Source organism: Nocardia acididurans (assembly GCF_016741815.1).
In the GTDB taxonomy this organism is placed as follows: Bacteria; Actinomycetota; Actinomycetes; order Mycobacteriales; family Mycobacteriaceae; genus Nocardia; species Nocardia acididurans.
The window spans coordinates 849,416-863,262 of the sequence record NZ_JAERRJ010000001.1 but is presented as its reverse complement, the minus strand read 5'-3'; the positions used below and the strand labels follow the sequence as shown (position 1 = coordinate 863,262).

General features: G+C 69.4%; 10 protein-coding genes. 1 reads left to right on the top strand and 9 read right to left on the bottom strand.

The genetic code is table 11. The features are described 5' to 3' along the window. Positions 1-10: 10 nt before the first annotated feature. The 7 genes from JK358_RS03895 to JK358_RS03865 all read right to left on the bottom strand — a co-directional run bounded on the left by JK358_RS03895 (position 11) and on the right by JK358_RS03865 (position 8,260). The gene (locus JK358_RS03895; protein ID WP_232850598.1) at positions 11-793 is read right to left on the bottom strand and encodes an ion transporter; all 783 of its coding nucleotides are present in this window, start codon (positions 791-793) and stop codon (positions 11-13) included. A gap of 184 nt (positions 794-977) precedes the next feature. Beyond that, positions 978-2,585 carry a GMC oxidoreductase gene (locus JK358_RS03890; RefSeq protein ID WP_201943516.1) on the bottom strand — a complete coding sequence of 536 codons (1,608 nt, stop codon included), beginning with the start codon at positions 2,583-2,585 and terminating at the stop codon, positions 978-980. Positions 2,586-2,795: 210 nt separating this feature from the next. Beyond that, positions 2,796-3,506: a type 1 glutamine amidotransferase gene (locus JK358_RS03885; protein ID WP_201943514.1), complete on the bottom strand. Its 711-nt coding sequence runs from the start codon at positions 3,504-3,506 to the stop codon at positions 2,796-2,798. Then, positions 3,503-4,735: a Mur ligase family protein gene (locus JK358_RS03880; protein ID WP_201943845.1), complete on the bottom strand. Its 1,233-nt coding sequence runs from the start codon at positions 4,733-4,735 to the stop codon at positions 3,503-3,505. Before JK358_RS03880 ends, JK358_RS03885 begins: the two co-directional genes overlap by 4 nt. A gap of 25 nt (positions 4,736-4,760) precedes the next feature. Further along, positions 4,761-5,381, bottom strand: coding sequence for a pyridoxamine 5'-phosphate oxidase family protein (locus tag JK358_RS03875; RefSeq protein WP_201943512.1), 621 nt, complete (start codon positions 5,379-5,381; stop codon positions 4,761-4,763). Between the two features lie 55 nt (positions 5,382-5,436). Then, a complete protein-coding gene (locus JK358_RS03870) occupies positions 5,437-7,197 on the bottom strand; it encodes a hydroxysqualene dehydroxylase (protein ID WP_201943510.1) in 1,761 nt (586 codons plus the stop codon). Between the two features lie 85 nt (positions 7,198-7,282). Then, positions 7,283-8,260 carry an EamA family transporter gene (locus tag JK358_RS03865; protein ID WP_201943502.1) on the bottom strand — a complete coding sequence of 326 codons (978 nt, stop codon included), beginning with the start codon at positions 8,258-8,260 and terminating at the stop codon, positions 7,283-7,285. 423 nt (positions 8,261-8,683) lie between these two features. On the opposite strand from JK358_RS03865, the gene JK358_RS03860 reads away from it, so the two are divergent. Beyond that, entirely contained in the window at positions 8,684-9,586 is a 903-nt protein-coding gene (locus JK358_RS03860) for a LysR family transcriptional regulator (protein WP_201943843.1), read from the top strand. Between the two features lie 50 nt (positions 9,587-9,636). On the opposite strand, the gene JK358_RS03855 is transcribed toward JK358_RS03860, so the two are convergent. Next, positions 9,637-11,724 carry a MinD/ParA family ATP-binding protein gene (locus JK358_RS03855; RefSeq protein ID WP_372440599.1) on the bottom strand — a complete coding sequence of 696 codons (2,088 nt, stop codon included), beginning with the start codon at positions 11,722-11,724 and terminating at the stop codon, positions 9,637-9,639. 177 nt (positions 11,725-11,901) lie between these two features. Then, positions 11,902-13,704, bottom strand: coding sequence for a 2-isopropylmalate synthase (gene leuA, locus JK358_RS03850; RefSeq protein ID WP_201943501.1), 1,803 nt, complete (start codon positions 13,702-13,704; stop codon positions 11,902-11,904). Between the last annotated feature and the right edge of the window lie 143 nt (positions 13,705-13,847).

Genomic DNA, 13,847 nt, shown 5'->3' with positions numbered 1-13,847 from the left:
CGGGCCGGGATCAGGGGAACTGCCTGTGGTCCACTGATTCCGGCACGCGCACGCCGTCCTGCACGGCCTCGCGCATCTGATTGATGTTCTCCCGCAACACATCGGCGACCAGTTCGTCGGTGCGCGGATCGGCCAGCACCTGGAAGACGATCCGGAAGCTGGCGTCGGCGATACCGCGAATGATGTCCTCGTGGAAGGGGAGATAGCGGACACGGCCCAGCTGCGGATCCGCGCGGATGAGTTCGAGGATCATCTGATCCATCTCGATCCGGTTCTCCTCCAGGGCGTTGGCGATATTGCGGGTGTAGTGGCCCGTGCGCAGCACCTCGGCGACCTCGTCCAGGACGGCCATGGTGACCGGGCGCTTGATGGCTTCGACGATGGTGCCCACCGAGCGGTTCACCACGGCGGCCGTAACCCGTTCGCCCAGTGCGCGATCCGCGACCCGGCCCAGGCGGACCAGGATCACCACGATGCGCAGCAGCCGGAAGCCGCGGAAGAACGGGCTGGTCACCGGGATCATGCCCAGGACCTCGTACCAGTAGACGAACGGGAAGGTCCACGGCCAGCCCTCGCGTCGCCAGCGCCAGAGGAACTCCGCCGCGAATATCGCGCAAATGGTCCAGTCGACGATCACAACCGTGCGGTACGCCGAACCCGAGACGGGGAAGAACGTCACCCACACGATCAGCGCGACCGACACGACGGCCAGTGCGAGCATGACGAAATCGACCCACAGCACCGGCGGCTTGTGCGGGAGCTCTTCCAACTCCGGGGCGTCGACCTCGCGCATCACGGACCCCTTCCTCATCGAACGGCCCCAGCCGAGGTTAACCGCGGGCGACCGCCTGCGCGCGAAACCGCGCCAGACGAGTCACCCGGCCTCGGGGACTCGGTCCCCGCACCCCATTCCGCATGCGGACTACTGCCGTGCGGAAAACTGTCCACAGGGTGAATTCCCCCTGTGGACTACCTGGTTACGGGCCGTGCGGGCCGCCCGCACGCAGGATCGCCTCGATATTGCGCTCGGCGATGGCCGCGATGGTGAGCGACGGGTTGACGGTGGCGGTGCTGCCGGGGATGGCCGCGCCGTCCATGACGTAGAGACCCGGGTGGCCGTGGACGCGGCCGTAGGCGTCGGTGGCGCGGCCCAGTACCGCACCGCCCAGCGGGTGCGCGGTGAAGAAGGCGTTGGCGTCGTAGCCGATCGGCGTGTAATCGACGAGTGAGCCTGCGCGGGAGGCGATTCGGTCGTCCACCGCGCGCACGGCGGACAGCACCGCCTGCTGTGCGGCGGCCGGCCAGCTCAGGCCGACGCCATTGCCGGCGCGGTCGTAGCCGAAGCGGGCGCGGGTCGGATCCAGTGCGATGCCGAGTGAGGCGACCGCGCCGGTTTCGAACGGAATCCCTGGGACGAACCAGTTTTCGAGATGCAGCGGCATACCCGACTCGTCCAGGATGCGGCTGGCACTGGCCACGCCGCCGCCGGTGGACGACAGCGAGCTGACGCTGCGCGCGAGCACGGCGTCGCCGTTGGTGCCCCAGCCGTCGCCGATGTGCTCGTTGAGGTGCGGCAGGGTGCCGGTGGCCTGCGCGCGCACCAGCAGTTCGGAGGTGCCGATGGAACCCGCGCCCAGGAACAGGCGGTCGCAGGTGAGGGTGCGGGTGGAGAGCACCTGGCCGGTGGGGGCCACCTTGGTGACCGTCACGACGTACTTGCCGTTGGGGTCCTGGCCGATGGTGTCCACGCGGTGGCCCGGGTAGATGGTGGACCGGCCGGTCGCCTCCGCGTAGCGCAGGTAGTTCTGGTTCAGATCGAACTTCGCGCCGTTGGAGTTGCCGAGGTTGCTGCGCGAGGCGGTCGCGGACTTGCGCGAGTTGCCGGCCAGTTCGGCGCGCAGCACATCCCAGTTGAAGATCGAATCATTGGCCACCGGTTCATACCCCGCGGCCCGCACCTGCTCGTCCCAGATCCGCGAATGCGTGAACGGCTCGGAGTTGTAGATGTCGGCGGGCATGGTGTTCAGCCGCAGCATCTGCCGCACCCGCGGGTAGTACAGGCGATCCAGTTCGTCATAGTCGACGACACCGCGAAAGACACTGTCGAACAAATGCTTCGGCGGCGCGACCATGGCCCCGGTGAACACGACCGACCCACCGCCGACCGCGGCGGCCCGCCACACGTCGATACCCGGATACTCGGTCACATCCAGTACGCCACCGAAACTCGCGAACCGCATGGGCACCTTGGTGACGCCGGTGAAACTGGTCCGATGCCAGAACCCGCGCCCGTCCGGCAGATCATCCCCCGTGAAGATCTCCCGCCACGGATCGTTGGGCCACCGCGACCCCCGCTCCAGCACGGTGTTCTGCACCCCGGCCTCCGCCAGCCGCAACGCGGTGACAGCGGCCCCGAACCCCGACCCGATCACGATCGCCTCGGTGTGCTCCGGCGGATCCGCCAGCGGCGCAAAGATTTCCGGCACCCACGCCTGGAAAAGCGCATTCCACAGTAGGTCGGCACGAGCCTGCCCGGCACCGCGCACAGCAGCACCCGACCCCATGCCCGCCAGCAAGCCCGCCATTCCGGCAGCCTTCAACACGGCGCGCCTGCGCAACAACCGGCCACCTCCCTCATCACGTATGGCCGCGCGCGAGACTACCGGCCCGCCGCCCCACCCTCAACACGTTCATGAGGAATCACGATTCGGACACGCCGGAGCGGGGATGGTGTGGCCATGGCGAAATCCACCCGGCGCTGGATCGCGGCCGGGCGGTCCGCTCGACGGCAGGGCTCAGGCGCGGAGGCGTTCGCGGCGGAGCTGGTCTACTTCCGGGAGGTTCAGGGGGGCGAGGGAATCGACGCCGAGGGCGCGCGACAGGAGGAGGTCGGCGAGTTCGGGATTGCGGGCCAGGGCGGGGCCGTGCATGTAGGTGCCGATGACCGAGCCCTGGACGACGCCCTCCAGGCCGTCGCCTACGCCGTTGCCGACGCCTCGGGTGACACGGGCCAGGCCGGTGGCGTCGCCGCCGAGTTTGGTTCCGCCACGGTGGTTTTCGAAGCCGGTGAGAGCCTGGGTGAGGCCGGGGATGAGCGGGGTGGTGGAGACCTCGCCGATGGCGCGCTTGTCCTGGGGGGAGGTGGTGACGTCGATCATGCCGACGCCGTCGACCTTTTCGCCCGACGAGGTCTCGTACCAGTGGCCGAGAACCTGGATGGCGGCGCAGATGGCCAGGACGGGGGCACCGCGCTCGGCCGCCTGCTGGAGGCCGGGGTACTTCTGGAGGTGGCGGGTGGCCAGGCGCTGGGCCGAGTCCTCCGCGCCGCCGAGGGTGTAGATGTCGAGGGAGTCCGGGACCGGGTCGCGGAGGGTGATCTCCACGATTTCGGCGTCGTAGCCGCGCATGCGCAGGCGCTGGCGCAGGACCACGGCGTTGCCGCCGTCGCCGTAGGTGCCCATGACGTCGGGGAGGACCAGGCCGATTCGCACTGTCGAGTCACTCATGCGCGCACTCCTGCCTTTTCCTCGAGGTCGCGGTTCAGGTCGCGGAACGCGGTGTAGTTGGCGAGCACCTCGACCCGGCCCGCGGGGCAGGATGCGATGGCGCGCAAGGGATCCGCGATGGTGGTGTGCTCGACGCCCGCATAGGTGAGGCGCACGGCCAGGTCGGTGGCGCGTTCACCGGCGGCCACCACCTGGGTGCCCTCGAAGTGTTCGAAGCGGACGTCCCACAGCCAGGAGAGGTCTTCGCCGTCGGGCACCTGGCCGTTGACGGCGATCACCAGACCCGTTGCGGCGGGGTCGATCATGGACAGCGCCTCCTGCCAGCCGGCCGGGTTCTTGGCCAGCAGCAGGCGGGTGGTGTGACCGCCGATCTCGACGGTCTTGTAGCGGCCCGCGATCTCGCGCACGGTGGCCGCGGCGGCGGTGGCCTGCGCGGCATCCGCGCCGAGGGCGACGGCGGCGGCCACGGCCTGGGCGGCGTTACCGCGGTTGGCCCGGCCCGGAAGGGCAAGGGCGAGCGGCACTTCCAGGCCGTCGGGGCCGTAGAGGGTGTGCTCGTCGACGCGCCACTGCGGTTCGGGGCGCTGGAAATCGGTTCCGGTGCTGTACCAGTGCTCGCCCTCCCACAGGATGGGTTCGCCGCTGCGCGGGCAGCTGGTGGCGTCCACCGACCAGCCGCTGCCGGCCGACACCCACACCACATTCGGGTGGTCGTAGGCGATGGAGGTGACGAGCACGTCGTCACAGTTGGCGATGAGCACGGCGTGCGGGTGGCGGGCCATGCCCTCGCGCAGGCGGCGTTCGATCATGTTGATCTCGCCGACCCGGTCGAGCTGGTCGCGGGAGAGGTTGAGCAGCACCACGACCGACGGGTTCAGCGCGTCGGCCACATGCGGCAGGTGCAGTTCGTCGACCTCGATGGCGGCCAGCGGCGCGGTGCGGTGCGCGGTGAGCGCGGCCACGATGCCCGCGTCCATGTTCGCGCCGTCGGCCTGGGTGGCGACCTCGCCGAGGGTCTGCAGGGCGGCGGTGGTCATGCGCGTGGTGGTGGATTTGCCGTTGGTGCCGGTGACCAGCACCGTGCGGCGGCCCCGCCCCAGCTGCGTCATGAGGGTCGGGTCGATTTTCAGCGCGATCAGGCCGCCGATCATCGATCCTTTACCGCGCCCGGCTTTCTGCGAGGCCCACGACGCCAAGGTCGCCGCCCGCAGCGCGAGCTGTCCGCGCATCGAGATGTCTGCCACGACCGCGAGTTTAGAGGTACAGGCCCTTCTCGTAGTTTTCGGGCGAATAGTAGGTCTCGAGCTGCTCCACGGATTCGGTGACGTTGGTCTGCACTTCCTTCACCAGGCGGGCGTGGCTGGGGAGGGTGGTTTCGGGCCAGCGGTCCGGCTTCCACAGGTTGCTGCGCAGGAAGGCCTTGGCGCAGTGGAAGAAGATGACGTCGATATCGACCTCGATGGCCAGGATCGGGCGATGCCCTTTGACCACCATGTCGTCGAAATACGGTGCGTCGCGCAGTAATCGGGCACGCCCGTTGATGCGCAGGGTTTCGCTGCGGCCGGGGATGAGGAAGATCACTCCCACATGCGGGTTGCTCAGGATGTTGAGGTAGCCGTCGGCGCGGCGGTTGCCGGGCCGTTCGGGGATGGCGATGGTCTTGTCGTCGAGAACCTTGACGAATCCGGCGGGGTCGCCCTTCGGGGAGGCGTCGCAGTTGCCTTCGGCGTCACTGGTGGCGAGGACCACGAACGGCGTGGACGCGATCCATTCGCGGTCGCGTTCGTGCAGCTGGTAGCGATCCTTGGTGACGGCGCGCGGCATGGCCGCACCGAGGAGTTCGCGTAATTCGGCCGGGTCCGTGATCTCGCTCATGACTCGATTCAACGCGTGGGCGGGCGTGCCCCGCCACCCATTTGTGAGCAGTTACCTAGGCGTCGAACATGTTCGGCTGCCCGGCCGCGAAGCGGGTGGCGTCCAGTTGCCGGAACGGTTCCAGTTCGGCGGCCCGGTACAGGGTGAACGTCTTGCAGCGCGGTGCGGTCGAACCCGTCACGTCGAGGAGTGCGTTCACGGCGGTGCGCGCCGACTCCGACGCACCCTCCATGGTGGCGAGGTCCACGTTGGTGCGGACGTAATCGCCTGTCAGGTACAGGTTTTCGATATTCGCGGAGTGCGATTCCGGGCGCAGCGCCCAGGAGCCGGCGGTATTGATGAGCAGCGGGTCGGCGTTGTTGTTGCGCCGTGCGGCGGCATCCCAGGTGATTCCCGTATCGAGGAACCACGAGTGCAGGTCGTCGTCGCGCAGCAGTTCGTTGCGGTCGTTGAGGTGGGCTTTCAGCTGCGCCCACACTTCGCGCGCGATCTCCTCGTGGGTGCATTCCTTGGCTGTCTTGCCGTAGAGGATGCCGGGGGTGTTCCAGTCGGAGATGTCCACCGACAGGCAGTCCTGCACAGTGCCGTCGCCGAGGCCGCTCATCGGGGTCCGGTTCCAGAACTGGTTCTGGGAGATGGATGTCAGCGACCACGGGGAGTCCACGTAGGCGGCGTGGCCGCGCGCGATGTCGCTGGGGTTCCTCAGGAAGAACTGGATGCCGGTCATCCAGTCGACGACCAGCTGGCTCATGCCCGCTAATTCCGGTCGCAGCGAAAGGATTTCGGGCGTCCACAGATTGCGCGCCACTTCGACGGGCAGCGCGGCGACGAAGTGGTCGGCCTCGATCACGCGGGCGTTACCGGCGGCGTCGACGACCCGCGCGCCGGAGACGCGGCGGCCGTCGAGTTCGAGTCCGCGCACCTCCCCGCTCACGAATTTCACGCCGAGTTCGCGTAGTCGGTCGGTCCACGGGTTGATCCAGGCCTCGTTGGTGGGGCCGTTGAGCAGCCGGTCCAGCGGCCCGTCATTGGCCACCTCGAACGGATTTCCGAGGAACTGCTCACCCATGTTGCCGATGGTGCGGGTGCTGGCCAGATCGTCCTTGGCGGCGACCAGCAGGGTGGTCAGCGTGCGGGAGAGCAGCATCCGGAATTCGGTGGAACGGCCGACCGCGCCCACGTATTCGCGCCAGGAGACCCGGTCCCACTGTCCGTAGCGGCGGGCGTCGCAGCTGGTGTTGAACACCAGCAGCCGGTTGGCGAAATGCAGGGCGTCGGTCTGCGGCATCTTCATGGTGGTGGAGATGGCCGAGCTGACGGTTTCGCGGAAGTCGTCGGGTGAGGCCCACACCTTGCCCGCCTTGCCCAGCGGCACGATGACATCGTCGGTGTCGCGGCGGGAGAAGCGGGCCTCGGGTGCGGCGACCAGGTTGTCCCATACGCCGTTCGCGTTGCCCGCGAACGGGATTCGCCGCATGGTGTCCGGGATGTGCCGGTAGAAGCCGGGGAAGAAGCGGAAGCCGTGCTCGCCCCACAGTTCCGGGCGGCCGTCGCGGCCGGTGCCCGGGACGGCGATGCTGCGGGCCTTGCCGCCCAGCGCCCGGCGTTCGTAGACGGTGACGTCGAAGCCGCGTTCGGCGAGTTCGTGCGCCGCGGTCAGTCCGGCGACGCCGCCGCCCAGAATCGCGACCGCAGGTCCCGGTTCCGCGGCGGCCCGGCCCGGCCGCAAGGCCCCGGCCGCCCCCGCTGCCACCGCACCCGCGACCGTTCCCCGCAGCACCGTCCGCCGCGTGACGGACTTACGCTGTCCTGCCATTCCCAACCTCCCACGCCGGATCGAATCCTAAGCAGTGGGAACCGGCGCCGGGTCCGTAGGGTGCGAATTTCCGTACCCGAGGTTTCTACGCCTTTGCCAGTTGGGCCGCGGCGGGCGCGACCGGCGCTTCAGCGGGGGCGAACGATGCGTCCGCGAGCGGGGCCGCCGACGGTTCCGGCGCCGGACGCTTCCCGGCGGAGGTGGCGGTGAACGCGCCCGCGATCACGACGACCGCGCCCAGCAGGGCGAGCGCCGACGGGGTCTCGTGCAGGAAGGCCCACGACGCCGCGATGCCCACCACGGGAACCAGCAGCGACAGCGGTGCGACGGTGCCCGCCGGGTAGCGGCTCATCAGATAGGTCCACAGGCCGGAACCCGCGATGGTGCCGAGCAGCACGATGTAGGCGAGCGCGGCCAGGGCGGGCCAGCCGCTGGGCGAGAACGAGTCGATCAGATCGGTCCAGCCGGTGGCCGGTCCCTCGGTGAGCGCGGACAGCGCGAACATGGGCAGCGGCGGGACCACGGCCATCCACAGCGTCAGGTGCAGTGGGTTCACGCCCTCGGATTCGGCTGCGGCGAGCCGGGATCCGATATTGCCGAAGGCCCAGCCGAGTCCGCCCGCGAGGGTGAGCAGCAGCGGCAGCAGTGCCGCGTGCTGGGACCGATCCCAGCCGATGACGGCCATTCCGGCCATGGCGACCGCGATGCCGCCCAGCTGGATGGGCCGCAGTCGCTCCTTCAGGAAGATCGCGCCGAGCAGCACGGTGAAGGGGGCCGAGGACTGCAGCACCAGGGAGGCGAGTCCGGTCGGCATGCCGGTGCGCATGGCGGTGAACAGGAAGGCGAACTGCAGGATCCCGAAGCCAGCACCGTAGAGCAGCAGCCACCGCCACGGCACGTTCGGGCGCGGCACCAGCAGCAGTACCGGCACGGCGATCACGGCGAAGCGCAGGGCGGCGAAGAAGAAGGGGGGAAAGTGGTCCAGCCCGACCCGGATGGCGAGGAAGTTCAGGCCCCACAAGAGCACGACGGTGAGCCCGAGCAGCCGATCACGATTGGTCATGGGCACAGTGTGCGGCGGCCGATAGGTAAGAACAATCGAATAATTCTGCAGCAATGATGTAGTAAAACTGAACAATGTCGCGCGGCGACCGGCCGAGCACCCATCGAAGACCAGTGCCTCATGCAATCTAACGAAGACCAACCGGTCGGCACAGAGCCGCCGCAGACCACCCCGGAACCGGCGACACCGGCCGAGCCCGGGGCATCCGCGCAGGACGCCTCCGACCCGGCCCGGACGAGCAACCTGCCGCGCACGGTCCGCCCGCCCCGGCGCATTGCGGCCACCACCCCGTTTCCGCAAACGACGGCCCCGCAGTCGGCGACACCGCGCCCGCGCCGCGTACCGGCGCGCCAGGACGTCCCCACCGGGGCGGTCGCGCACCTCGGCGACAACCCCGGCCCGCCCCGGATCGGCAACCCGGCCATGGCGATCGAGAGACTGCGCGTACTGCGGGAATTGGCCGATCGCGGCACGGTTGCCGCTGTCGCACAGGCGCTTTCGATGACGCCCTCCGCGGTGTCGCAGCAGTTGAAGGTGCTGGCCCGGGAGGCCGGAGTACCCCTGCTGGAGCCGGACGGGCGGCGGGTGCGGCTCACCGATGCGGGCCGCGCCCTCGTGGTCCGCGCCGACGAGGTGCTCGCGGCCATGGATCGCGCCGTGGCGGAAATGGATTCGTATCGAGGCTCACCACGCGGGCAGGTGCGGGTGGCGCTGTTCCCGTCCGGCGCGGCCCTGCTGCTCCCCGGCGTACTCGCCGAACTCGCGGGCAGCGGCGTCGACGTGGTGGCTCGGGACGAAGACGTGCCGCCCTCGGAAGTGCCTCGGCTGCTTGCGGATTACGACGTCGTGCTGACCCACCGCGACGAGCGGTCCACACCGATCGGCGGGCCGCGGGTGGCATCGCGGGTACTCATGCGGGAGCCGATCGACGTCGTGGTCGCCCCCGATCACCGCCTGGCCCGCAACGGCGCGGTGGTCCCGGCCGAGCTGGCCGACGAGACCTGGCTCAGCGTGCGCGGCGGCTTCCCCGTCGACGACGTGCTCCGCTCGATCGCCACGGTGACCGGCGTCCAGCCCCGAATCGCCCAGCGCCTCAACGACTTCACCGTGATCGAGGCCCTGGTCGCCTCCCACTACGGGGTCGCCCTCATGCCCCGCTACGCGGTCCGCCACCCGGATCTGGTCATGCTCCGGCTGGCCGGCGTCCGCGCCGCCCGCGTCTACGACCTCGCCACGCGGCCGCACGCCGAGAAGCGCCCGGCCATCGCCACCATCCTCGCCGCCTTCCGCGCCGCCGCGCACCGCGCCACCAACCACGACAGCTGACGGATTCCGGCCCCGCACCGTACGCGGTGCGGGGCCTCGGCATTGCGAGCTCAGTGCTGCGGCGGCTGCTGCGGGTGCGGCGGCTGCTGCGGGTGCGGCGGCTGCTGCGGGCGGAACTGCTGGTGTTGCTGGGCGGCGTGGTAGCCGAAGTCGTCGGCGACCATGGCGGCCAGTTCCAGCAGGGCGCGGCGGGTGGGTTTGGAGACCAGTTCGAGGTCGATCTCCGCGCCCTCGGCGAGGTGGTCGTCGAAGGGCACCACCTGCACCGCGCGGGTGCGGTCCAGGAACAGCTTGCGCAGCTGGTCCAGGTCGACGGTCGAGGAGCCCTTGCGGGATGCGTTGACCACCACCACGGTTCGTTCCACCAGCTTGTGGTAGCCGTGGTGGTCGAGCCAGTCCAGGGTGGCCGAGGCGCTGCGTGCGCCGTCGATGGCGGGCGAGGTGACCAGCACCAGGGAGCTGGCCATATCGAGGACGCCGGACATGGCCGAATGCATCAGGCCGGTGCCGCAGTCGGTGAGGATGATGTTGTAGAACTGCTGCAGGATGCCGATGGCCTTGCGGTAGTCGGCCTCGCTGAACGCCTCGGAGACCGCCGGATCCTGTTCGGAGGCAAGCACTTCGAGACGACTCGGGGCCTGGGAGGTGTGGGCGCGCACATCCGAGTAGCGGCTGATGTGGCTGTCCTCCAGCAGGTTTCGCACCGTGGAGCGGGTCTGGCGGGGTACCCGGTGGGCGAGGGTGCCGAGGTCCGGGTTGGCGTCGATGGCGATGACGCGGTCACCGCGCAGCGTCGAGAAGGTGGAGCCGAGACCGACCGTGGTGGTGGTCTTTCCGACGCCGCCCTTCAGCGACAGGATGGCGATGCGGTAGTCGCCGCGCACCGGCTGGTTCACCCGGTCGACGAGCTCACGGTAGACGACGTCGGCCGGCGACTCGCCGGGGTTGATCACACCGCCGGAAGCCTTGTGCACGGCACGCCGCCAACCGCTGCGCGGGGCCTTGCGGGCCCGCTTCAGCAGGTTCAGGTCGTTGACCGAGTGACCCGGCTGCGGCTGCTGCCCGTATCCGGGCTGGCCGGGCTGACCCGGCTGCTGGCCATAGCCCGGCTGCTGCTGCGGAGCCCAGCCCGGCTGGAAACCCGGCTGCGGTTGCTGCGGCGGGGCGGCGGGCGGCGGCGACCAGCTGTAGATCGGCCCGCCCGGTTGCTCTGCCCCTGGCGCGAACTGGCCCGGCTGTCCCGGTCCGCCGAACTGTCCGGTGTTCGGGCCGCCCGGTCCGGAGACCGCGTGGGGGCCGGTGTTCGGGCCGTGGCCCGGGAGTGCGTTCGACGCGGCGTTCGGACCATGGCCCGCAACGGCGTTCGGACCGGTGTTCGGGCCGTGCCCGGCCTCCGGTCCCCCGGCGTGCTCGGCCTGTGCGGGATCGTCGAAGACCCGCCGCACCATGCCGTCGCTGCCGATCTCCTGCCGGACCTCGCCGTAGGCGGTCTGCTGCCGGATCTCGCCGAACGACGCGCCCGGCGGCGGAACCGCCCCGGCCCCTTCATGATTCGGCGGCGGCGCGAACTGCCCGGCATCGGGCACCGGGTATCCCCCGGTGGGCGGGAACCCCGGCTGCGGGAACTGCCCCTGCGGACCGGACGCGTACGGCCCCTCCGGGCCCGGGTACGGCGGCGGCGCACTGTAAGGCCCTTGCGGCGCATAGGGATTCGCCCCCTGCGCGAACGGGTTGCCCGCATCGGGAGGTCCATACGGACCGGGAACAAACGAATTCGGACCGGCCTCAGGCCCATTTGGAGCTCCAGGAAAGCCATTAGGCACTTCACCGGGTCCGTTCGGACCGGAAAAAGGTCCGGCACCGGGCGGGGGCGGCGGCAGGTCGGGCTGGCCCGAGGCACCGAAGTGCACGGTCTGCTCGAATGCCACACCGCTCTGGTCGATCGAATCCGGCACCGGCGGGAAGAACCCGGCGGGAGACTTGCTGTCCTCCTCGGCCGGGGCTTCGGCCCGGTCGGCCGAGTTCTCGCCGGCTTCCGATGCGGCGGCCGCGGCGAGGGCGTCCAGGGGGTCGTGCGCCTTGCCGGCGTCGACTTCCTTGCCCTCGGCCTGCGAGGTCGAATTCTGATCTTTGGTCACGTGTCCCCCATCTGCCCGACGGTTCGAGCAGAGAGCTCGGCGCTAATGCGTTTCAACGCTAACATCACCGCCCCGGTCGGTTCCCGGTCTGGTGAACCTTCGCGCACCTGCGCAACTGCCCCGCAACCACACGTTCATCTGTGGGTTGCGGGGCAGCAACGCGAATGCCTGTGTCTCTCAGCGTGTCCGGGCCGCGCGGTTGACGGCCGAGACGACCGCCCGCAGCGAGGCGGTGGTGATGGAGGTGGCGATGCCGACGCCCCAGGTCACCTTGTCGCCGATGGCCACCTCGACGTAGGACGCGGCCTGCGCGTCGTCGCCCGCGGACATGGCGTGCTCGCTGTAGTCCAGGATGCGCACGTCGTAGCCGATGGTGGACAGCGCGTCGATGAACGCGGCGAGCGGGCCGTTGCCGGTGCCGGTGATCTCCTGTTCGACGCCGTCGACCTTCACCACCGCGCTGATGGCGTCGGTGCCGCCGTCGGTCTCCGAGGCGGTCACCTTCTGCCGGATGCGCTCCAGCGGCGTGATGGCCGACAGGTACTCCTCGGAGAAGACGTCCCACATCTCCTTCGGGGTGACCTCGCCGCCCTCACCGTCGGTGATCTTCTGAATCGCCTGCGAGAACTCGATCTGCAGGCGGCGCGGCAGCACCAGCCCGTGGTCGGTCTTCATGATGTAGGCGACGCCGCCCTTGCCGGACTGCGAGTTCACCCGGATGACGGCCTCGTAGGTGCGGCCGACGTCCTTCGGGTCGATGGGCAGGTACGGGACCTCCCAGGTGATGTCGTCGACGTCGGCGTTCGCGGCGTCGGCGGCGGCCTTCATGGCGTCCAGGCCCTTGTTGATGGCGTCCTGGTGCGAGCCGGAGAAGGCCGTGTAGACCAGGTCGCCGCCGTAGGGGTGGCGCTCGGCCACGGGCAGCTGGTTACAGTATTCGACGGTGCGGCGGATCTCGTCGATGTTGGAGAAGTCGATCTGCGGATCCACCCCGCGCGAGAACATATTCATGCCCAGCGTGACCAGGCAGACGTTGCCGGTGCGCTCACCGTTGCCGAACAGGCAGCCCTCGATGCGGTCGGCGCCGGCCAGGTAGCCCAATTCGGCTGCGGCGACGGCGGTTCCGCGATCGTTGTGCGGGTGCAGCGACAGCACGATGGAGTCGCGGCGGGCCAGGTTGCGGCTCATCCACTCGATGGAGTCGGCGTACACGTTGGGCGTGGCCATCTCGACGGTGGCGGGCAGGTTGATGATCAGCGGCTTGGCCGGGGTGGGCGCGATGATGGCGGAGACGGCGTCGCACACGTCCAGCGCGTAGTCCAGCTCGGTGCCGGTGTAGGACTCCGGGCTGTACTCGTAGCGCCAGTTGGTGTCCGGGTAGCGCTTCTCGATCTCCAGGCACAGCGCGGCGGCGTCGGTGGCGATCTTCTTCACGGCCTCGCGGTCGGCGCGGAAGACCACGCGACGCTGCAGGATGGAGGTCGAGTTGTAGAAGTGCACGATGGCGTTGGGCGCGCCGTTGCAGGCTTCGAAGGTGCGCTCGATCAGCTCGGGCCGGGACTGGGTCAGCACCTGGATGGTGACGTCGTCCGGGATCGCGCCGTCCTCGATGATCTCGCGGACGAAGTCGAAGTCGGTCTGCGAGGCGGCGGGGAAGCCGACCTCGATCTCCTTGTAGCCCATGCGCACCAGCAGGTCGAACATGCGGCGCTTGCGGGCCGGGCTCATCGGGTCGATCAGCGCCTGGTTGCCGTCGCGCAGGTCGACGGCGCACCACGACGGGGCGCGGTCGATGACCTTGTTCGGCCAGGTGCGGTCGGGCAGCTCGACGGCCTCGACCTCTTCGGCGAACGGGCGATACCGGAAGGTCGGCATCGAGGAGTTCTTCTGCTTGTTCCACGCGGGCTGATCGGCCGGGGCGGGCTTGGACGGCACGGTGATGGTGCGCGAACCGGAAACGAAGGCATCAGCAGGTGACATGGCGATTTATCTCCGAAAGTGTGGCTGGATCCCAAGGTTGGGGTAGACCGGCACGACTAACACCCGCGACGGGAGCCAGTCCGTATCAGAACCCGTCGCGGCGGCCGAGGAGAAGTGCCCGCTGCATGATGATCACGAGTTTA

What these genes read in the sequence shown, in the direction of transcription:
- JK358_RS03895 (WP_232850598.1), bottom strand. Translation starts at nt 793, where the DNA reads ATGCGCGAGGTCGACGCCCCGGAGTTGGAAGAGCTCCCGCACAAGCCG.
- JK358_RS03885 (WP_201943514.1), bottom strand. Translation starts at nt 3,506, where the DNA reads ATGAGTGACTCGACAGTGCGAATCGGCCTGGTCCTCCCCGACGTCATG.
- JK358_RS03860 (WP_201943843.1), top strand. Translation starts at nt 8,684, where the DNA reads ATGGCGATCGAGAGACTGCGCGTACTGCGGGAATTGGCCGATCGCGGC.
- leuA (WP_201943501.1), bottom strand. Translation starts at nt 13,704, where the DNA reads ATGTCACCTGCTGATGCCTTCGTTTCCGGTTCGCGCACCATCACCGTG.
- JK358_RS03865 (WP_201943502.1), bottom strand. Translation starts at nt 8,260, where the DNA reads ATGACCAATCGTGATCGGCTGCTCGGGCTCACCGTCGTGCTCTTGTGG.
- JK358_RS03870 (WP_201943510.1), bottom strand. Translation starts at nt 7,197, where the DNA reads ATGGCAGGACAGCGTAAGTCCGTCACGCGGCGGACGGTGCTGCGGGGA.
- JK358_RS03880 (WP_201943845.1), bottom strand. Translation starts at nt 4,735, where the DNA reads ATGCGCGGACAGCTCGCGCTGCGGGCGGCGACCTTGGCGTCGTGGGCC.
- JK358_RS03890 (WP_201943516.1), bottom strand. Translation starts at nt 2,585, where the DNA reads ATGGCGGGCTTGCTGGCGGGCATGGGGTCGGGTGCTGCTGTGCGCGGT.
- JK358_RS03875 (WP_201943512.1), bottom strand. Translation starts at nt 5,381, where the DNA reads ATGAGCGAGATCACGGACCCGGCCGAATTACGCGAACTCCTCGGTGCG.